This is a genomic window from Microbacterium oxydans (genome assembly GCF_026559675.1).
GTDB lineage: Bacteria > Actinomycetota > Actinomycetes > Actinomycetales > Microbacteriaceae > Microbacterium > Microbacterium oxydans_D.
Genome location: NZ_CP092891.1, coordinates 1,791,149 through 1,808,122 on the forward strand (window position 1 = coordinate 1,791,149; position 16,974 = coordinate 1,808,122).

Annotated in this window: 26 protein-coding genes; 15 read left to right on the plus strand and 11 right to left on the minus strand. The window is 69.7% G+C overall.

Annotated features, from left to right (window positions below; all coding sequences use genetic code 11):
• The first annotated feature begins 72 nt into the window (after positions 1–72).
• The 10 genes from lepB (at position 73) to MME74_RS08515 (ending at position 6,590) form a co-directional block, all read left to right on the plus strand.
• On the plus strand, positions 73–798 hold the full coding sequence (lepB, locus tag MME74_RS08470; protein ID WP_267418365.1) for a signal peptidase I: 726 nt from the start codon (positions 73–75) through the stop codon (positions 796–798).
• Positions 795–1,454 (plus strand): ribonuclease HII, encoded by a 660-nt coding sequence (locus tag MME74_RS08475; RefSeq protein WP_267418367.1) that lies wholly within the window; start codon positions 795–797, stop codon positions 1,452–1,454. The genes lepB and MME74_RS08475 overlap by 4 nt, the downstream gene beginning before the upstream one ends.
• 71 nt (positions 1,455–1,525) lie before the next feature.
• Complete coding sequence (locus MME74_RS08480) at positions 1,526–1,852, plus strand: DUF2469 family protein (RefSeq protein ID WP_017830719.1); 327 nt, start codon at positions 1,526–1,528, stop codon at positions 1,850–1,852.
• Between the two features lie 122 nt (positions 1,853–1,974).
• Complete coding sequence (locus tag MME74_RS08485) at positions 1,975–2,337, plus strand: YraN family protein (protein WP_267418375.1); 363 nt, start codon at positions 1,975–1,977, stop codon at positions 2,335–2,337.
• Positions 2,334–3,290: a YifB family Mg chelatase-like AAA ATPase gene (locus MME74_RS08490; RefSeq protein WP_267418377.1), complete on the plus strand. Its 957-nt coding sequence runs from the start codon at positions 2,334–2,336 to the stop codon at positions 3,288–3,290. The genes MME74_RS08485 and MME74_RS08490 overlap by 4 nt, the downstream gene beginning before the upstream one ends.
• Positions 3,287–4,813, plus strand: coding sequence for a recombinase family protein (locus MME74_RS08495; protein WP_267418380.1), 1,527 nt, complete (start codon positions 3,287–3,289; stop codon positions 4,811–4,813). The genes MME74_RS08490 and MME74_RS08495 overlap by 4 nt, the downstream gene beginning before the upstream one ends.
• 149 nt (positions 4,814–4,962) lie before the next feature.
• A complete protein-coding gene (locus tag MME74_RS08500) occupies positions 4,963–5,208 on the plus strand; it encodes a hypothetical protein (RefSeq protein ID WP_267418382.1) in 246 nt (81 codons plus the stop codon).
• Entirely contained in the window at positions 5,196–5,378 is a 183-nt protein-coding gene (locus tag MME74_RS08505; protein ID WP_267418384.1) for a hypothetical protein, read from the plus strand. Before MME74_RS08500 ends, MME74_RS08505 begins: the two co-directional genes overlap by 13 nt.
• Positions 5,379–5,451: 73 nt before the next feature.
• The gene (locus MME74_RS08510) at positions 5,452–5,694 is read left to right on the plus strand and encodes a hypothetical protein (protein ID WP_267418386.1); all 243 of its coding nucleotides are present in this window, start codon (positions 5,452–5,454) and stop codon (positions 5,692–5,694) included.
• A 74-nt stretch (positions 5,695–5,768) separates the two neighbouring features.
• Positions 5,769–6,590 carry a hypothetical protein gene (locus MME74_RS08515; protein ID WP_267418388.1) on the plus strand — a complete coding sequence of 274 codons (822 nt, stop codon included), beginning with the start codon at positions 5,769–5,771 and terminating at the stop codon, positions 6,588–6,590.
• 64 nt (positions 6,591–6,654) lie between these two features.
• Here the strand turns inward: MME74_RS08515 and MME74_RS08520 are convergent, their stop codons facing one another.
• The 7 genes from MME74_RS08520 to MME74_RS08550 form a co-directional block, all read right to left on the minus strand.
• On the minus strand, positions 6,655–6,984 hold the full coding sequence (locus MME74_RS08520; protein WP_267418389.1) for a DUF7169 domain-containing protein: 330 nt from the start codon (positions 6,982–6,984) through the stop codon (positions 6,655–6,657).
• Positions 6,977–7,189, minus strand: a complete 213-nt coding sequence (locus MME74_RS08525; protein WP_267418390.1) for a hypothetical protein — start codon at positions 7,187–7,189, stop codon at positions 6,977–6,979. Before MME74_RS08525 ends, MME74_RS08520 begins: the two co-directional genes overlap by 8 nt.
• Positions 7,186–7,725 carry an NUMOD4 domain-containing protein gene (locus tag MME74_RS08530; RefSeq protein WP_267418392.1) on the minus strand — a complete coding sequence of 180 codons (540 nt, stop codon included), beginning with the start codon at positions 7,723–7,725 and terminating at the stop codon, positions 7,186–7,188. The genes MME74_RS08525 and MME74_RS08530 overlap by 4 nt, the downstream gene beginning before the upstream one ends.
• Entirely contained in the window at positions 7,718–7,885 is a 168-nt protein-coding gene (locus MME74_RS08535; RefSeq protein ID WP_267418393.1) for a hypothetical protein, read from the minus strand. Before MME74_RS08535 ends, MME74_RS08530 begins: the two co-directional genes overlap by 8 nt.
• A 284-nt stretch (positions 7,886–8,169) precedes the next feature.
• Positions 8,170–8,445 carry a hypothetical protein gene (locus MME74_RS08540; protein ID WP_267418394.1) on the minus strand — a complete coding sequence of 92 codons (276 nt, stop codon included), beginning with the start codon at positions 8,443–8,445 and terminating at the stop codon, positions 8,170–8,172.
• Entirely contained in the window at positions 8,438–8,755 is a 318-nt protein-coding gene (locus MME74_RS08545; protein ID WP_267418395.1) for a hypothetical protein, read from the minus strand. Before MME74_RS08545 ends, MME74_RS08540 begins: the two co-directional genes overlap by 8 nt.
• Before the next feature lie 10 nt (positions 8,756–8,765).
• On the minus strand, positions 8,766–9,197 hold the full coding sequence (locus MME74_RS08550) for a hypothetical protein (RefSeq protein ID WP_267418396.1): 432 nt from the start codon (positions 9,195–9,197) through the stop codon (positions 8,766–8,768).
• Between the two features lie 244 nt (positions 9,198–9,441).
• Here MME74_RS08550 and MME74_RS08555 point away from each other — a divergent pair, with 244 nt between their 5' ends.
• Positions 9,442–9,672 (plus strand): DUF2188 domain-containing protein, encoded by a 231-nt coding sequence (locus MME74_RS08555; RefSeq protein WP_267418397.1) that lies wholly within the window; start codon positions 9,442–9,444, stop codon positions 9,670–9,672.
• Between the two features lie 210 nt (positions 9,673–9,882).
• On the opposite strand, the gene MME74_RS08560 is transcribed toward MME74_RS08555, so the two are convergent.
• The 3 genes from MME74_RS08560 to MME74_RS08570 form a co-directional block, all read right to left on the minus strand.
• On the minus strand, positions 9,883–10,659 hold the full coding sequence (locus tag MME74_RS08560; protein ID WP_267418398.1) for a hypothetical protein: 777 nt from the start codon (positions 10,657–10,659) through the stop codon (positions 9,883–9,885).
• A 258-nt stretch (positions 10,660–10,917) separates the two neighbouring features.
• A complete protein-coding gene (locus MME74_RS08565) occupies positions 10,918–11,133 on the minus strand; it encodes a hypothetical protein (RefSeq protein ID WP_267418399.1) in 216 nt (71 codons plus the stop codon).
• Between the two features lie 185 nt (positions 11,134–11,318).
• Positions 11,319–11,945, minus strand: a complete 627-nt coding sequence (locus tag MME74_RS08570; protein WP_267418400.1) for an HNH endonuclease — start codon at positions 11,943–11,945, stop codon at positions 11,319–11,321.
• A gap of 453 nt (positions 11,946–12,398) precedes the next feature.
• Here MME74_RS08570 and MME74_RS08575 point away from each other — a divergent pair, with 453 nt between their 5' ends.
• Genes MME74_RS08575 through MME74_RS08585 form a run of 3 tightly spaced genes read left to right on the plus strand, consistent with a single transcriptional unit; the run spans position 12,399 to position 15,175 of the window.
• Positions 12,399–13,022, plus strand: coding sequence for an ATP-binding protein (locus tag MME74_RS08575; protein ID WP_267418401.1), 624 nt, complete (start codon positions 12,399–12,401; stop codon positions 13,020–13,022).
• Positions 13,019–14,212, plus strand: a complete 1,194-nt coding sequence (dprA, locus tag MME74_RS08580) for a DNA-processing protein DprA (RefSeq protein ID WP_267418402.1) — start codon at positions 13,019–13,021, stop codon at positions 14,210–14,212. Before MME74_RS08575 ends, dprA begins: the two co-directional genes overlap by 4 nt.
• Positions 14,213–14,272: 60 nt before the next feature.
• Entirely contained in the window at positions 14,273–15,175 is a 903-nt protein-coding gene (locus MME74_RS08585) for a tyrosine recombinase XerC (RefSeq protein ID WP_267418403.1), read from the plus strand.
• 23 nt (positions 15,176–15,198) lie between these two features.
• Here MME74_RS08585 and MME74_RS08590 read toward each other — a convergent pair whose 3' ends face one another.
• Positions 15,199–15,723: a peptidoglycan DD-metalloendopeptidase family protein gene (locus MME74_RS08590; protein WP_267418404.1), complete on the minus strand. Its 525-nt coding sequence runs from the start codon at positions 15,721–15,723 to the stop codon at positions 15,199–15,201.
• Between the two features lie 307 nt (positions 15,724–16,030).
• Between MME74_RS08590 and rpsB the strand changes: the two genes are divergently transcribed.
• Positions 16,031–16,972, plus strand: coding sequence for a 30S ribosomal protein S2 (gene rpsB, locus MME74_RS08595; RefSeq protein ID WP_267418405.1), 942 nt, complete (start codon positions 16,031–16,033; stop codon positions 16,970–16,972).
• Positions 16,973–16,974 lie beyond the last annotated feature (2 nt).

The window sequence follows — 16,974 nt, forward strand, 5'->3', positions numbered from 1 at the left end:
TGTGTTCTCTCCCCGGTGTGCGAACCTTGATGTGGTCGCGCCAAAGCGGTGTAAGACTCGAGAAGGAACCCGATGACTGATTCCCCGGCCGCGCGCAGCACCCGACGACGACGCGGGTTCCTGGTCTTCCTCCGGGACGTGCTCGTGATCATCGTCATCGCCGCGCTCGTCTCCTTCGTGGTCAAGAGCTTCGTGGTGCGCTCGTTCTACATCCCTTCGGCATCGATGGAGCGCACCCTCCTGGTCAAGGACCGGATCCTCGTCGACGAACTGACCCCGCGGTGGACCGATTACGAACGCGGCGACGTGGTCGTCTTCAAGGACCCGGGTGGGTGGCTCGACGTTCAGCCGCAGCCCCCGGCTCAGCCGCCCCTCGTGCAGGCGGTCGACTGGGTGCTGAACTTCGTCGGCATCTCCGCGACGGACGCGCAGGACCACCTCGTCAAGCGCGTGATCGGCCTCCCCGGGGACCATGTCGTGTGCTGCAACGCGCTGGGCCAGATCACCATCAACGGTGCCCCGATCGATGAGCTCAGCTACCTGAACCTGCCCGAGGGCGACACCGCCGCGTCGAACGAGCCCTTCGACGTCGTGGTGCCGGAGGACTCGGTCTGGCTTCTCGGCGACAACCGCGATAGCTCGCGCGACGCACGGGCGCATCAGGACCTTCCCAGCGGAGGTTTCGTGCCCATGGAGAACATCGTCGGCAAGGCGTTCCTCACGACCTGGCCGCTGAACCGTCTCGGCCCGATCGACGGACACCACGACATCTTCAACGGGGTTCCGGACCCGGAATGACCGTCATCACGCCGAAGCTGACCCTGGAGCGGAAGCTCCTGGGCGAGTGCGAGCTGATCATCTCGCTCGACGAGGTCGGCCGTGGTGCCCTGGCGGGTCCGGTCGCCGTGGGCGCGGCCATGATGGACGCGGCCGGCGCTCGACGCCGGGTGCCCGAGGGGCTGCGCGACTCGAAGCTCGTGACCGAGAGACGACGGCCCGAGGTGGCCGCTCGTGCGGCCGCATGGGTGCAGGCCTCCGCCGTCGGCTGGGCGAGCGCCGCGGAGGTCGACGAGGTCGGCATCATGCGCGCACTCGGGCTGGCGGCCTCGCGCGCGGTGCTGGCGATCGCCGACGAGGGGGTCGCGGTGGGGGAGGCGCTCATCCTGCTCGACGGCAATCACGATTACGTGTCGCGGGTCCACCCGCTGCCGCTCCGGGTGCGCCCGGTGATCAAGGCCGACCGCGACTGCGCCTCGGTGTCGGCGGCATCCGTGATCGCCAAGGTGGCTCGTGATGGATACATGGCGGAGATCCACGAGAACCATCCGGCCTATCAGTGGAATCGGAACAAGGGCTACGCGAGCCCCGAGCACCGTGACGCCATCCGGAACAACGGACTGTCGCCGTTCCACCGCGCGTCCTGGGCCATCGCCGACGCGCCCACCCTGTTCTGATCGAGCTCGCGACTCGGGCGCGGGACGGCGATGCCGCATGGCGACGCCCGCGACTCTAGGATGGACTCATCATGGATGAGGAAGCCTTCGACGACTACGACCGCGAGCTCGAGCTCGCACTGTTCCGGGAGTATCGGGATGTGGTGTCGCAGTTCCAGTACGTCGTCGAGACCGAACGCCGCTTCTACCTGGCCAACGAGGTCAACGTCGTCCGCCGCGACACCGAGCACGACTTCTACTTCGAGATCTCGATGACCGACGTCTGGGTGTGGGACATCTACCGCGCCGATCGCTTCGTCAAGGCGGTGCGCGTCCTCACCTTCAAGGACGTGAACGTCGAGGAGCTGCAGCGCCGCGAGTTCGAGCTGCCGCAGGAGCTCTCCCTCGACGGCGAGTGAACCGTCCTCGCGGAGCCGAGACGATTCTCCACACACCCTCGGACTTCTGACTTCTCCCCAGCCCTCGTGCTGATGCCGGGCCGTCGACTCCGAGCGGACGCCCCGCGCACGATGCTGAGGGCATGGCAGCGAAAGACGAGCTCGGCAGAGCCGGAGAAGAACGTGCGGCGCAGTACCTGACGCGTATCGGGTACACGGTGCTCGCGCGGAACTGGCGGTGCGCCCAGGGCGAGATCGACATCATCGCCTCGCACGACGGTCACCTGGCGGTGGTCGAGGTCAAGACGAGGCGCACAGCCGTCTTCGGGCACCCGTTCGAGGCGATCGACCCCCGGAAGCGTCGTCGCCTCTGGCAGCTCGCGCAGGCGTGGGTGACCGAGCACCCCGATGCTGCGCGCGGGCGTGCCGTGCGACTCGAGGCGATCGGCATCATCGGGGCGGATCCGGCGCAGGGCACCCTCGAGCACCTCGTGGACATCGCATGAGCACGGCGCGCACCTGGGCCGTCGCGCTCACCGGCGTGGACGGGCACCTCGTAGAGGTCGAGGCCGACCTCTCGAACCAGACACCGGAGTTCCGCATCATCGGCCTCCCGGACAAGTCGCTGGGAGAGGCCGTTCAGCGCGTGCACAACGCCTGCAAGAACTCGGGACTCGACCTTCCGCGGCGGCGGTTCACCGTGAACCTGTCCCCGGCGAGTCTTCCCAAGCACGGTGCGGGATTCGATCTCGGGATCGCGGTGGTCTCCCTCGCCGCCGGTGGTGCGATCGACCCGCGGTCCATCGCTGGGACGGTCCACGTCGGGGAGCTCGGCCTCGACGGGCGGATACGGCCCGTGCCCGGCGTGCTCCCCGCCGTGTTCGCGGCAGCTCGGGCGGGGTTCGGCACCGTGATCGTGCCCCGTGGCAACGAAGAGGAGGCCCGACTGGTCCCCGGTCTGGAGGTGCGCGCCGCCACCTCGCTCGCGGAGGTCGCCGTCTGGCATGGGGCCGACATCGACGTGCCCGAGGTCTTGCCCGTCGAGGCGTCTGCGGGGCCTGTGAGGGAGGAGACAGCGGTCGATCTGCAGGACGTGGTCGGACAGGAGGACGCCGTGGAGGCGCTCGTGGTGGCGGCCGCCGGTGGACATCACATGCTCCTGAGCGGACCGCCCGGCGCGGGCAAGACCATGCTCGCCCGCCGCTTGCCGGGGATCATGCCTCCTCTCGGTGACCACGAGTCTCTCGAAGTCGCGTCGATCCGCTCGCTCAGCGGTGAGCCCGTCGCCGCACTCGACCGTGTCCCGCCGTTGGAGTCTCCGCACCACAGTGCCTCGGTTGCGGCACTGGTCGGGGGAGGATCCCGCACGGCACGTCCTGGCGCCATCGCGAGAGCGCACTGCGGGGTGCTCTTCCTCGACGAGTCGAGGGACACCCAAAGGCGCATAATCGAAGCATGAGAAGAGCAGTCCTCTACTTACGAGTGTCCCGCACGACCGAGGAGAGCGTCAGCCTGGCCCGCCAGGAGCGGGAGCTGCGGGACCTCGCGGAGCGCGAGGGCTGGGCGGTGGTGGCGGTGCTCAGCGACGACGGCATGACCGGGACAAGAGAGCGCGAGAAGGCCGAAGCCGCCCTGACGATGGTGGCCGAGGGCCGGGCCGACGTGCTCGTCAGCTGGGAATTGTCGAGATGGTCGCGCATGGGCCTGACCGCCGTGGCCAAGCTCGTTGCGGTGCTCGACGCGAGGCCAGACGCCCTGCTCGTGTTCCACAAGGAAGGGCTCAGGTCGGACATGCCAGCCTTCGGCATCCTCGCGGCGGTGATCGCCGAGGTCGCGAGGATGGAAAGCGAGGGGACGCGAGACCGCATCAGGTCGATGCGGAGCCACGTACTCAGCCAGACGGACCCCGAATCGATGCGGTGGCTCGGAGGCTCGCCGCCCTTTGGCTACCGCGCCGTGACGCGTCCGGGAGGCGGCAAGGCGCTCGTGCCCGACCCGTTCGAAGTGCCCTACGCCCGGCGGCTGATGGAGGGCTTCGCCCGTGGGGACAAGCTCACCGACCTGACCCGCATGCTGAACGACGAGGGCGTGCCGACCACGATGTCGGCGCTCAGGCGCGCGAGGCAGAAGGGCGAGCCAACCGAGGGGCTGGACGGCGGGATGTGGCGCATCACCACGGTGAGGAAGATGCTCCAGAGCCCGACGCTGCTAGGCAGGACCACGCAGCGGGTCGAGGTCGCGAAGCGCGCCGACGGGTCCGCGGTGATCGAGTACCGCGCCGTCACCGACGCGCAGGGCATCCCCATTACGAGGTGGGAGCCCGTGATCGACGCGGGGCTCTGGGCGCAGGTCCAGGAGCGGTTCAGGAAGCGGGGCCCGAACGCGCCGCGGAAGGCAGCGTCGTGGCTGTCGGGCCTGCTGTATTGCTCGAAGTGTGGAAGCGTGATGTACGCCAACAGCAGGAAGGGCCGGCCAGTCGACACCTTCAGGTGCGCCAACAAGGCCATTCCCGGAAGGGAATGCCCCGGCGTCTCGATCAGCCGCAGGAACGTGGAGGAGCACGTCGAGGCCGTCATCCTGCGGATGATCGGGAGCCTGAAGGAATACAGGGTCACCGAGCGCGTCGAGGGCACCGCGGACACGGGCGAGCTCGACGGGGTGGCGCAGGCGATCGCAGACGTGCAGGCGGCACTGGGTGCTGACGGCGCCGACTACGGGGCGTTGCTGCCCAGGCTAGACCAGCTCAAGGAGGAGAGGCGGCGGCTGCTGAGCCAGCCGGCGCGGATCGTCAAGGTGCGCGAGGAGACGGGGCGGACCCTCCGCGAGGCGTGGGCCGAGGGCGGAATCGAGGAGCGGCGTTTCATCCTGGAAGACATGCTCGACAGCATCAACGTCAGCCCCGCGAGCGGCAACGGGGCGGCCAGCAAGGTCGAGGACCGGGTGGAGTTCGTATGGATCGAGCACCCGGTTGAGGACGACTGAACCTGTGGGCGAGCCGTGAGTTTCTGACTCGAAACCCGCAATCACGCGACCGTCCTGCGCCCGTCAGCGCCAACCGGTCGTCATCGCGAACAATGACGCTATTCTCATCACGACGACACTACAGGGGTGTCGCGAGACAGGAGGATCGCATGACGAACATCAAGTACCCCGAGGGGCCGGCACCGGAGCTCACCGCGGCGAACTGGGAGCACCTGCTCGGCTGGGCCGAGGAGACGGCAGCACTCGGGGAAGACGACGGCGAAGGCATGATCGTCCACAACAGGGCCGACGGCTCGCGCACGATCGTGTTCAGGGACAGCCTCGACTGGCTGCGCGAGCAGGTCGCGGAGGAGCGCGCCGACGTCGCGGAGCTGGAGGCGATGTGGGACCGGTAAGCAAGGAGCACGCCGAGGCACGGAGGTCAGCGGCGGGCGGCCACCGGTTCACGATCGGCCGGCACGAGTTCATCCCCGGGCTCTACGGGTTGCGGCTCGGCTGGGTGCCCTGGGACGACGACGCGGCGGTGAGGCTCGCCAGGGTGGACGCCTTCTTCGGGGCGGCCTGAACCCCAGCCTCACACCCGCGCGACCGCGCCACAGTGGCTGACAGCAAGCCACGCCACCACAACGGAGGACACCATGAGCAAGAACATCACCACGGCAACCAAGGCGCTCGAAGCGGAGCTCGAAGCCGGCCACCAGGAGCAGGACGACATCGCGGAGTACCTGGCCAGCGTGGACGCCCTCATCGAGCAGGCCAGGGCAATCAAGCAGCTCTACAAGAAGGAGCAGGCAGTCGAGGCGTCGAGGCGGTCCAGGGCGAAGCGGAAGGCCGAGGTCGAGGACATGAAGCGGCGGCTGGCTGAGCTCGAAGGCGCCTGAACCGCTTCGACACGATAGCCCCCTGGGGACGTCCCTCGGGGGCTTCGTCGTCGTTGACCAGTATTCTCGGGTTCATGATGACGTGGGACGAGCTTGTGCAGCAGTGGTGGGTCCAGGCGACCTCCGCCATTGCTGCGACACTCGCCGTCGCAGGCATAGCCGCGATCTTCAGCGCGAAGGTAAGGGAGAAGTTCTGGTCACCGATCGGTCACGCAATCCGGTGGTCACTCAGTCTCCGGCTCACGACGAAGAAGCGCATGGATGCTCTCGTCACGGATGCCAGCCAACTGCGCGCCGACGAGGCACTCACCAAGCAGAGGTTCGAAGAGGTGTGCGAGCTTCTCGACGTGCGGCCGATCCGGTCCGACAGCACAATCGTGCGCGAGCGCATCGAACGACTACAAGAGGCCTCAGGCGCGGCATGGGAGCACGCTGAGCAGCAGATCGACGCGACCAAAGCTCTCGCGGCTCGGCAGATTGCCGAGGAGGCTCGCCGCGGTGTCGAGCTCGCGAAAGCTGAGCGGGAAGCCGGCAAGGCGGAGGGACGCGCAGAGGCGGAAGCGGAAGTGGCCGCCCAGCGCGCTGTGCCATTGCTCCGCCCAGCCTGGCGAATCGACCCGCTCGGGGGCGCCGACGCCTACGTCCTGAAGAACACACAGGACGGCGTCGAAATTAGCAACGTCAGCGTCGATGCGCCGAGCAGCCACTTCCTGTTCGCCGGCGCCACCCAGATGCGAGGCCCGTTCGGCCGCCACTTTGAGTTCTACGGGCAGAAGACCGAAGGCGGACGTCGACTAGGGGTGGAGTTCACCGTGAAGTGGCAGGACGCACACGGTGAGTGGTGGACCCAGGTGGTCAGTATCGAGCGCGAGCCGCGCCGTGCAGTCGTGTGGTGAGACTCAAGAGCTCTCCACAAGTCGTGTGGCTCGATCTGGTGAGGTTTCGTGACCTCAGGGCCCGCTAGGCATGACCCCCAAGTTCTGGGCGCCCAGAGGACGCCCTAACAGCAGCCCCCAACTTGGCCTCTGCCACCCTCAGGGTGTGCTCAGCAAGCCTGAGGGCATGCTCCGCATGGTTGACGGCACGACGGAGCGCCTGGCGGCGGGGGTCGGTGAGGGCGAACCAGACCGGATCGGAGACGCGGCCTGAGCTGCGCTCGGTCGTGTCCTCCTTCGGGGACGGGGAGTAGCCGGGACGCCACTGGGCTTCGGCGATGTCGCCGCCCTCGACCAACGCCCGGAGGCGGAGGTAGGCCGCGCCGAAGAGCTCGAGGACGTCGGCGTCAGCCACGAGGACCCCCGAGCATGTCGTCGCCGTAGAGCTGGCGGGCGCCGCCGAGCGTGCTGGGCAGGCGCGGCGTCGCGTGCCAGACCGAGGGCTTGCCGGGGCGGTCCGCCAGGACGTCCCCGGTGGCCTGGGCGGGCTGCTGGTAGGTCGGGTCGTCCCTGCCGGCCTGGTTCGCCGGCTTGGGGCGCTTGGGCGCGGAATCGGTCATGATGCCTCCTGGGCGATGTGAGGGAACAGCTCGACGATCGCGTCGAGCTGGTCGGGGTGGGGGTGCTTGGTCGGCGGGAGCTTCGCGGCGGCCCTCCGACGGCGGGCGGCCTCGCGGGCGACGGCCCGACACCCCGGGCAACCGGGGAGATAGGCGCCGCCACTGGCGTGGACGTGACCTGTCGCGCGACGCTTGCGCTGGCCGTAGCCCTTGTTGCGGCGCCGGTCAGCGGCGTTCTGCTTGACGTCGCCGAAGCTGAGGTTGTCGGCACGGTTGTCCCAGGCCACGTCGTTGCCGTGGCGGACGAGAGGCAGGCCGTCAGGGTTGTCGAGGAACCGGGCCGCGACCAGACGGTGAACCAGCACGTCACGGCGACCGGGCAGGACGACGGCGACGTGGCCCACGCGGTCACGGCGCCGGGGCTTGAGCAGGCCGCGGGGCGAGCGGACGCGACCGAGGGAGGAGACCCAGTAGCCAGGGACACCGGGAATGCTGCCCCAGACCTCCCCGGCGATGCGATCGAGGGGCTCAGGCACGGCGGGCCTCCGCACGCTGCTTCTGAAGGTCGCGGCGACGACGGTTGTGGTAGCGCCGCTCATCGATGCGGCGCTGGAGGGCGGCGCGGAGCTCGGGGTCGGTCGCCTCGTTCAGGAGGGCTTCGAGCGCGGGGATGCTGCTCGGGAACCGGCGGTTCATGACAGCACCTCCAGGAGGCCGACGACGAGGAGGGCCAGGGAGGCGAGGCCGGGGAGAAGGTGACCGCGCAGAGCGCGGAGGGTGGTGGACGACATGGCAGTGCCTTTCGGATACGAAGAAAGCCCCGCCGGCCCCGCCGCTGCCACGACGAGACCAGCGGGGCTGGTTCAAGGGGCGACCCGTAGAGCGTTGGCAGACGCGGATCGCGAGCGTCACTAGCTACAGTGACCCGGGTTCAGTGGGCTCGGAGTCGAATAGAAGAGACCCCGGGCGGGTTCATGGATTCAGCGCCCGAGGCGGGCGCGCTCCTCGTCGGAGAGGCGGGCAACGGCCTCCTCGTAGCGCAGCTTGGCCTTGGCCATGCTGCGGCGCAGACTCTCGCGCTGGCGCTCGGCGCCCTCGGGGGTCGCGCGGTACTCGCGCTGGCGCTCGGCATGGCAGGGGCGACAGTAGGCCGTCCGGCCGTCCGGCCGGGACCGGTTCCGCGGGAACTCGGGGAGCGGCTTGACGACGCCGCACCGCGGGCAGCGACGCTCGAACTTGATGATGGGGTCAGTCATCAGCGTCCTCCTTCAGCGCAGTGATGCGGGACGCCTCGCGGCGCATGAGGGCCAGGCGGGACGCGGCGCCCTCCGGCTTGGCGGTCGCGCGGCGGCGGCGCTCGCGCTCGTCGCGGACGACGCGGCGCAGGGCACCGAGGACGCCGGCGTAGGAGGCCACGGTTCGGGTCTGGAGCTCGCCGCGGGTCGCCTGGGCATCGAGCTCAGCGGCCAGGGTGCGGGCGAGGTAGACCTCGGCGGCGTGCTGCTCGTCGGAGAGGACCGGGTCGGACGCGAGGGTCCGCTCCAGCTCGTCGGTGTGAGTAGTCATCGGTCTCCGATCAGATGCGACCCGGCCAGTACGGGCGGGTACTCGGGGCAGGGGAGTTGAGCGCGGCAAGCTCGGCGCGGAGTGAGCTAGCTTCGCGGGCGGCGTCAGCGGCTGCGTCGTCTGCGGAGAGGGCGGGACGGCCGTCCGGGGTCGTCAGGACGGTTGTCAGGCCCTCGCCGGTCAGAAGGAAGCGCAGGCTCGCGAGGTCGTAGCCACCAAGATGGGCGGCGTCGTGGGTGTTGAAGAGGAACTCAAGCTCAGCGGCGAGCTGCTGGAGGCGGGTCAACCGGTCGGACGGGGCGAGGATCGCGCCGCGTTCCTGGAGGGCTGACTGAATGCGCGCGATGGTGTCGGTGGCGAAGTGGACGGACTTGGCGCGCTGAGCGATGCGGGTGGTGTGGGCGTGAATGCGGATGACTGCGTCATCGGTGAGCTGCGCCATGGTGCGCCTTTCGGGTTCAGGGGGCCGGTCCGGTTCTGGGATTCGAAACGGATCGCACACGTTTTGCCGATTGCCGGGAGTTGAGCCGAGGGCCGTCCGTCCCAGGGATTCGGCCCCCATACCCCCGGGCGGGGAAGCTGAGAGTTTGCTTCGAACGCATGTTCGACACCGTGTCGAAACCGGGGCGTCGGTGCGCGGACCGTATCTTCACCCTTGGATTGATAGGTGAGAGGAGGTGAGAGACATGGCGAACAGCTACCACGTGACCCCCCGCGACGACGGGTGGGCAGCGCAGAAGGCGGGAGCAGGCCGCGCGTCGTCGGTGCACGACACGCAGGCCGACGCGATCGCGGCAGCGCGGGGATACCTGGGCAACCAGGGCGGGGGTGAACTGAACATTCACGGCCGCGACAACAAGATCCGCGCGAAGGACACCGTCCCGCACGGCAACGACCCGCGCAACATCAAGGGCTGAGGCCCGCGGCTGGACACGGTAGGGGAAGACCAGTGATCCAGCACGAAGAAGGAAGCCGGGCCGGCGAGCACGTCAGCTGATGCAGCTAGTCGCCGGCCCGGTGGCCTCGCTGAGCCGTACATCTCAGCGAGGCTGGTGACCAGGCACCCGGCGAAGGATGCCTGGCCGACTGGTTACCTACCAGTGGAGGCTGTCCACCGCGCCGGGGCCCTAATCCCGACCGTGGACTCTCGGGGAAGGAAGAACCCGAGCTAGTGACCAGGCACCCGGTGAAGGGTCAGCGACAGCCAGCTCGGCCACCTTGGCGAAGATACCCGCGCGCAGCTCAGCCACGAGGAAGCCCTCGAGAGCGTCGTTGTCCTTCAGCAGGTAGGTGCCGACGTACTCGCTCATGTGAGCGACGACGTCGAGGCTGCCCTCGACCTCCTCGACCGTGAAGACCGAGGTCGGCTTCAGCGAGCCAGCCGGCACGACGTCCGCGTTGTTGGTGCGGACGGTCTGGCGGACGTAGCTGTACTTGGCCGAATCGCGGGTCTTGACCGCGAGGACGTCCAGGATGCCGAGGTTGGCACCCGGGGTCGCGAGGACCTGCGGCTTCGGGTCGAACTCCACCTTCGTGACGTTCGAGCCAGCGGCCACGAGACCCTTGGCCTCGATGTCAGCGACCTGGGCAGCCGCCATGCGCTTGAGCGACGCCGGGGTGACGTAGCCCTTCGCGCCGGACGCGGTGCGGACCTCGGTCGCCTTGCCGCCGAGGCCGCCGTCATAGCGGTCCTCGGTGCCACCGGCACCCTCGTTGAAGCCGTCCATCAGGGCGGCGTTCTTCTCACCGCGAGCGATCGCGGTCTTGAGCTGGAACATGCGGTCTGCGTCCCGCTCCATCTCAGCTGCCTCGGCCTCGGTGAGGTTACGGCCAGAGGCCTTCACGTCGGCGATGATCGAGGCGTTCTTTGCCCGCAGGGTAGCGAGCTCGGACTTGATGTCCATGTTGACTCCAATGGGTAGTCACTTGATGCGCCGACTGGCGCGGAAGTGCCTACCGACTGCGGCCCAACGGACCCCATCGCATGTCCTCCTGGACTGGGGCTGGCGAGACTGCGAACCGGTGACCGGGGTCGGTGCTCTGCCCTCCTGGGCCTCGGCACCGCGGTCGCGGCGGAGTGCGCCGCAGGTTCCCACCGGCTGATCGGGCCGGGACGGGCTGCTGCGGCTAACCCGCTTGCGCGGGTGGTCTGTGTGGGCCGCCTACGCGAGGTAGGCGGCGAGCTTGGCGCGAGCGTCGGAGACGGTCACGCGGTCGCCGCGCTGGGCGGCGTGGCGGGCGGAGCGCTCGCGCTCGCGGGCCCGCTCGGTGTCGGTCGGGCGACCGTGCGCCCGGTTCCACTCGTCGTGGAGGGACTGGGCGAGCTTGCGGTAGTCGCCGCCAGCGGGCTGGTCGGCGTTAGTGTGGCGTCGAGGCACGGGGCTCCAGAGGTCGGGGGACGACAAAGCCCCCTGGACCAGGCGGTCAGGGGGCTGCGGGGCATGGCGGCGAGGTCGCCTCACCTGCCCTCACTATTCATATAGCGCCTTGAGGGGACGGAATCGGGGCCCCGGAGGCCCCGGGAGCCATATCCCCGGGGAACCCATGAGTTGGAGGGAGCGGGTCAGCCGTCCTCGCCGGGGACGCGGAGACCGAAGAAGCCGCGCACGCCGTTGCGCTTGTGGGCCCGGAAGCCCCGGCGCTCCAGGTCGCGGTAGAGCGCCCGAGCCGAGAGGCCAGGGTCAGCCGACTCAGCCGCGGCGAAGAGGTCGGCGCGAGGGGTCCAGGCGTGCGGGTCCAGCTGGAAGACCCCGGGGAGGCCGGAGGCGTCGGGCTCGGCGCGGGGTCCCTCGGGCTCGGCGCTCTGGCGAGGGACACGGCGGGCGCCAGCGAGGTCCAGGGTGACCGGGGTGACGGCAGGCATCTTGGGCACGAGGTCACCCGGGCCCTGAGGGACGGTCCAACCCGGGCCGGCACCGTTGATCCGGAGGATGCGCGCGATCTGGTGCTCAGGCACGCCAGCGGCGACCATCCAGGCGATCGGCGGGCGATCGGACTTAGAGGACTGGCACCGGTCACAGGCAGGGAAGAGGTTGGCGACGTCGTCGGTCCCACCGGCCTGGCGGGGCCACAGGTGGTCCACGGTTAGCCCGGCGCCCGAGCCACAGTAGATGCAGACCCAGTGGCGCTTCGGGCCCCAGCGCTTCTCGGCGAGGGCAGTCAGCTCGGCTGACTTGGCGGGGGTGAGCATGTCGGCCTCCTCGGGTCGGCGGGGTGGATCGGGGCGCCAGGGTAGTTAGGGCAGTTAGGGCAGTTGCGCCCATTAACCCCTAAAGGGCGGGCCGTTTTACAAATACATAGGAAGCGTGCCCCCGTTCTTGCCCTATCTACCCTGATAGGGCCCGATGCCTTGAAAACACTGGCATCGGGGGCCGCTGGAACCTACCCTAGAACCTGCCCTGGAGGCAGTCTAGGGCACCTTTCGGGCCTCCGGAGGCCTCCCGGAGACAGTTCCGAGGCCCGAAACTTAAGCCCGGGAGGCCGCGAAAGTGGCCGGGGGGCTCCCGGGGAGGCTCGCGAAGCTACCCTGAGAGCTGCCCTGAGGGGCGATCCAGGGCAGTTTCGGCCGGGGCGCCCGGGGGCCAGCCTGCCCTAGAACTGGGGCCAGGGCAGGCAGACCGAGGCCGGGAGAGTACGCCTTTAGGTGTCGCCCGACGAGGCCGCGGAGTTCTCCCGCGTGGCTCTCGACGCGCTGCGGCAGCCCCTCGAGTCGGGCGTCATCGAGGTCCACCGCGCGGGGTTCACAGCGGCGTTCCCCGCCCGGTTCCAGCTTCTGCTCGCCATGAATCCCTGCCCCTGCGGAAACCACGGTGTGAGAGGTGCGGAGTGCATCTGTCCGCCCATGGCGATCCGCCGGTATTCGACCCGGCTGTCCGGGCCGCTGCGGGATCGGATCGACATCGACCTGCAGGTGAGTCGTGTGTCCGCGTCGAGGGCGATGGGGGAGAGCACGTCGGCCATGACGACGTCCGAGGCACGGACGCGGGTGTCGGCCGCCAGAGAGAGGGCGGCGCGGCGGTGGCGGAGCACACGGTGGCGACGCAATGCCGACATCCCCGGCACCTGGCTGCGGCAGGGCGCCCTCCGGCTGCCCGCGACCGTCCGGGCGCCCCTGGATCGTGCGCTGGAGCGCGGCGCGCTCACACTGCGGGGCTACGACCGTGTGCTCCGGGTCGCGTGGACCATGGCCGACCTGGGCGAGCTCGACCGCCCCGGGCTCGAAGAGGTCGGGCGCGCGCTGCACCTGCGGAGAGGACTCCCGCGATGATGGAGCTCCTGCTCGACGACGCCGACACCGTGGCCGCGGCGCGCCGTCTGCATCCCGGAGAAGCGGTGGCGGACTGCCTGGCGCGTGCGGCCTGGACGGTGATCGCGGAGCCGGGGGACGCCGTCGCCGGAGCGCTGATCGATGCCCTCGGTGCTCCGGAGGCGCTCTCCTTCGCCCTGGACGACTCGGCGTCGGTGCGGTCGACGGGGAATGTCGATGCCCGCGCAGCGCGCGCCCTGAAGGAGGGAAGAGCACGATGGCGCCCCCGGGCCACGCCGAAAGCCGTACGGGACGCGCTCCGTGCCGCCGTCGACGTCGATGCGCGACTGGTAGTCCCCGGTGACCCGTCCTGGCCGGAGGCGCTGGGCGATCTGGGGCCGCACGCCCCGAGCGCACTCTGGGTTCGCGGTCGTGCGGAACTGCTCGTGCTCGAGCCCCGCGTGTCGATGGTCGGTGCGCGAGCCGCCAGTGGCTACGGCGAGCACGTCGCAGCCGAACTCGCCGGAGACCTCGCGACGACGGGAGTCCTCATCGTGTCGGGCGGTGCCTACGGGATCGACGGCGCCGTGCATCGCGCAGCACTGGGGGTTCGGGGCGCGACCGTCGCCTTCCTCGCGGGCGGAGTGGACCGCGTCTACCCCGCCGGCCATCACCGGCTCCTGCAGCAGATCGCCGAGGAAGGGGCACTGGTGAGCGAACCGCCCTGTGGGACGGCGCCGACGAAATGGCGCTTCCTCGCGCGGAACCGCCTCATCGCCGCGCTGGGCCAGGCCACCGTCGTCGTCGAGGCGGGGTGGCGCAGCGGCTCGCTGAACACGGCCGGGCATGCGGCGGCCCTCGGCCGTCCGCTCGGCGCTGTGCCGGGACCGGTGACGTCGGCGTCGTCCGCCGGGTGCCATCGACTGCTGCGGGAGTACGACGCCCAGTGCGTCACCTCGGCGCGCGAGGTGCGCGAGTTGTGGGGCCAGGCGGATGCGCCGCCGACCGGGCAGGACGTGGCGGATCCGAACCGCCGCCGTGTGCTCGACGCCCTGGGTACGCGCACACGCCTCTCGGTCGAGGAGATCGCCCGGCGCTCGGGGATGTCGCCCGACCGGGTGCGTGCGGTCCTGGGACTGATGCACCTGGAGGGGGAGGTCGCCGTCGAGGATGCGGGCTGGAGTCGCTCCACCGGCACCCGGGGGCGGTGACGGGGCGGCATCACGGCGAGGCTCCGGAGCGGACCTCAGCGGCGGGGGCATGCTGGCTACATGGATCTCGCGGCGGCCACGGAGGCATTCGCCGACCACCTCGAACGGGTGCGTCGGCTGTCTCCCGCGACGGTGCGGGCCTATTGCGCGGACCTTCGCGACCTGGAGGCCGCCGCCGGTGCCGTGCCGCTCGAGGACGTCGACCTGGACGTGCTCAGGGACTGGCTCTGGCGCGCGACGCAGAGGGGCGACGCCCGTTCGACGCTCGCGCGCCGATCTGCGGCCGCTCGCTCGTTCTTCCGCTGGGCTCAGGAGCAGGAGCTGATCGCCCACGATCCGAGTCTGCGTCTGATCGCTCCGAAGAAGGGGCGCACGCTGCCCACGGTCGCCTCGCGCGACGCGATGTCCGGTCTTCTCGACGCGCATCGGGAAGCGGCGCAGGAGGGGGATCCGATCGCGCTGCGGGATCACGCCATCCTCGAACTGCTCTACGGGTCCGGCATCCGCGTCTCCGAGCTGTGCGGGCTCGACATCGACGATCTCGACCTCGATCGCGGGACGGCTCGGGTGCTGGGCAAAGGGGCGAAGGAGCGCGTGGTGCCGTTCGGCGCGCCGGCGCGCGATGCGGTGAGCGCGTATCTGCGTCGCGGCAGACCTGCGCTCGTGGCCCGGGCGAGGACCTTCACCCCGGCGCTGGTCCTGGGCAGCAGAGGCGCGCGGATCGGACCGCGATCCGTGTACGAGCTGGTCGCCCGTGTCCTCGCGCCCATCGTCGGCGCGGAGACGGTCGGCCCCCATGCACTGCGCCACACGGCGGCGACGCATCTGCTCGACGGCGGAGCGGACCTCCGCGCGGTCCAGGAGATCCTCGGGCATGCCAGCCTCGGCACCACGCAGATCTACACGCATGTCTCGGCCGAGCGGCTGACGGCCACCTACCGGCTGGCACATCCCCGCGCCTGACGCCGGCTGCCCCGCGCGGGTCCTCACCCGCGTCCGCAACAGGGGAGGAGGACCGCGCGCGGAACCTCGCCGAACAGCAGCATCGGATTGATGTACTCGCCTTCGCGGCGTACTCCGAGATGGAGAGCGCCGGACGGTGTGTGCCCGCCGACATCGACGATGCCGATCTCCTGGCCCGAGGCCACGACGTCGCCGGGCTCGAGCGACGATCGCACCGGTTCGAACGTCGTCACGAGACCACCGGCATGCTCGATCGTGAGCAGAGGGCGATCGACCACCCTGCCGCGGAAGGCCACGGTGCCATCGGCCGGAGCCACCACACTCGCGCCGGCGGCTGCCCCCAGGTCGACGCCGCGGTGACCCGCACCGTAGGCGTGTGCCGGAGCGCGGAACGGTTCGACGACCACGCGGGGGCCCGCGATCGGCCAGCGCCAACGAGGCATCTCGGTCGTGCCTTCGCCGACAGCGAGGGCGTCGGGGGTGGCCGAGACCAGGCAGAGCAGGACGGCGACGACCAGAGCGATGGACGAGCGGAGCACGGTGCGCATGGGGGGATCCTCGCGTCTCGCGCACGCTCCTCGCGCGCGGAGTGGCGGACGGCGACGAGAGGTCGGGGAGGAGCGGGCCGTATCGCCTGCGGTGCAGGGGGAGTGTGGCCGCGGCATCCTGTATGCTGGGGGAGCACCTCGATATCGGGGTGACTACGCGTGCCCAGAGCGATTCATCTCGCGGCATCCACATCCACAGGTCTTCCTCTCGAGGGGGCGGGTGTGAGCCGGGCACCAGGAAGTCCGATCATCCGATCGGCTTGACAACCTCAACGGCGCAGAATCGCGCCAGAACCAGGAGACGACCATGGCTGTGGTCACCATCCGCCAGCTGCTCGACAGCGGCGTGCACTTCGGACACCAGACCCGTCGGTGGAACCCGAAGGTCAAGCGCTTCATCCTCACCGAGCGCAGCGGCATCCACATCATCGACCTTCAGCAGTCGCTCGGCTACATCGACAAGGCCTACGACTTCGTCAAGGAGACCGTCGCCCACGGTGGCACGATCCTCTTCGTCGGCACCAAGAAGCAGGCGCAGGAGATCCTCGCGGAGCAGGCCACGCGCGTCGGACAGCCCTTCGTCAACCAGCGCTGGCTCGGTGGGCTCCTCACCAACTTCTCCACGATCTCCAAGCGTCTCGCACGCATGAAGGAGCTCGAGGAGCTCGACTACGAGACCCCGGCGAACAGCGGCTTCACGAAGAAGGAGCTGCTTCTCAAGAAGCGCGAGCTCGACAAGCTGCACAAGTCGCTGGGCGGTATCCGCAACCTGACGAAGACGCCGTCGGCTCTCTGGGTCGTCGACGCCAAGCGCGAGCACCTCGCCATCGACGAGGCCAAGAAGCTCGGCATCCCCGTGATCGGCATCCTCGACACGAACGCGGACCCGGACGACTTCCAGTACCCGATCCCCGGCAACGACGACGCGATCCGCTCCGTCTCGCTGCTGACGCGCATCATCGCCGACGCCGCCGCCGAGGGCCTGCAGCAGAAGCACAACCCGGAGTCGGGCGACGCCGAGCCGCTGGCCGAGTGGGAGAAGGAGCTTCTCGAGACCCCGGTCCAGGAGTCCGCTGACGCCGCCGAGATCGTGACCGCGGACGACGAGGCCGCTGTCGTCGAGACGCCCGCTGCCGACGAGACCGCCGCCGACGAGGCCGGTGCCGAGGCACACGACGAGGCGATCGCCGCCGCTTCCGGTGAGGAGACCGCCGAGGTCGCCGACGCCGAGGCTGCCGACGCCAAGTAATC

Bases quoted from the DNA above. Each gene is read 5' to 3' on its own strand.
- MME74_RS08545 (WP_267418395.1), bottom strand. From the start codon at position 8,755: ATGACTACTCACACCGACGAGCTGGAGCGGACCCTCGCGTCCGACCCG.
- MME74_RS08525 (WP_267418390.1), bottom strand. From the start codon at position 7,189: ATGACCGATTCCGCGCCCAAGCGCCCCAAGCCGGCGAACCAGGCCGGC.
- MME74_RS08510 (WP_267418386.1), top strand. From the start codon at position 5,452: ATGAGCAAGAACATCACCACGGCAACCAAGGCGCTCGAAGCGGAGCTC.
- MME74_RS08515 (WP_267418388.1), top strand. From the start codon at position 5,769: ATGATGACGTGGGACGAGCTTGTGCAGCAGTGGTGGGTCCAGGCGACC.
- MME74_RS08570 (WP_267418400.1), bottom strand. From the start codon at position 11,945: ATGCTCACCCCCGCCAAGTCAGCCGAGCTGACTGCCCTCGCCGAGAAG.
- dprA (WP_267418402.1), top strand. From the start codon at position 13,019: ATGATGGAGCTCCTGCTCGACGACGCCGACACCGTGGCCGCGGCGCGC.
- MME74_RS08555 (WP_267418397.1), top strand. From the start codon at position 9,442: ATGGCGAACAGCTACCACGTGACCCCCCGCGACGACGGGTGGGCAGCG.
- rpsB (WP_267418405.1), top strand. From the start codon at position 16,031: ATGGCTGTGGTCACCATCCGCCAGCTGCTCGACAGCGGCGTGCACTTC.
- MME74_RS08490 (WP_267418377.1), top strand. From the start codon at position 2,334: ATGAGCACGGCGCGCACCTGGGCCGTCGCGCTCACCGGCGTGGACGGG.
- MME74_RS08550 (WP_267418396.1), bottom strand. From the start codon at position 9,197: ATGGCGCAGCTCACCGATGACGCAGTCATCCGCATTCACGCCCACACC.
- MME74_RS08495 (WP_267418380.1), top strand. From the start codon at position 3,287: ATGAGAAGAGCAGTCCTCTACTTACGAGTGTCCCGCACGACCGAGGAG.
- MME74_RS08480 (WP_017830719.1), top strand. From the start codon at position 1,526: ATGGATGAGGAAGCCTTCGACGACTACGACCGCGAGCTCGAGCTCGCA.
- MME74_RS08560 (WP_267418398.1), bottom strand. From the start codon at position 10,659: ATGGACATCAAGTCCGAGCTCGCTACCCTGCGGGCAAAGAACGCCTCG.
- MME74_RS08585 (WP_267418403.1), top strand. From the start codon at position 14,273: ATGGATCTCGCGGCGGCCACGGAGGCATTCGCCGACCACCTCGAACGG.
- MME74_RS08475 (WP_267418367.1), top strand. From the start codon at position 795: ATGACCGTCATCACGCCGAAGCTGACCCTGGAGCGGAAGCTCCTGGGC.
- lepB (WP_267418365.1), top strand. From the start codon at position 73: ATGACTGATTCCCCGGCCGCGCGCAGCACCCGACGACGACGCGGGTTC.
- MME74_RS08500 (WP_267418382.1), top strand. From the start codon at position 4,963: ATGACGAACATCAAGTACCCCGAGGGGCCGGCACCGGAGCTCACCGCG.
- MME74_RS08535 (WP_267418393.1), bottom strand. From the start codon at position 7,885: ATGAACCGCCGGTTCCCGAGCAGCATCCCCGCGCTCGAAGCCCTCCTG.
- MME74_RS08540 (WP_267418394.1), bottom strand. From the start codon at position 8,445: ATGACTGACCCCATCATCAAGTTCGAGCGTCGCTGCCCGCGGTGCGGC.
- MME74_RS08485 (WP_267418375.1), top strand. From the start codon at position 1,975: ATGGCAGCGAAAGACGAGCTCGGCAGAGCCGGAGAAGAACGTGCGGCG.
- MME74_RS08590 (WP_267418404.1), bottom strand. From the start codon at position 15,723: ATGCGCACCGTGCTCCGCTCGTCCATCGCTCTGGTCGTCGCCGTCCTG.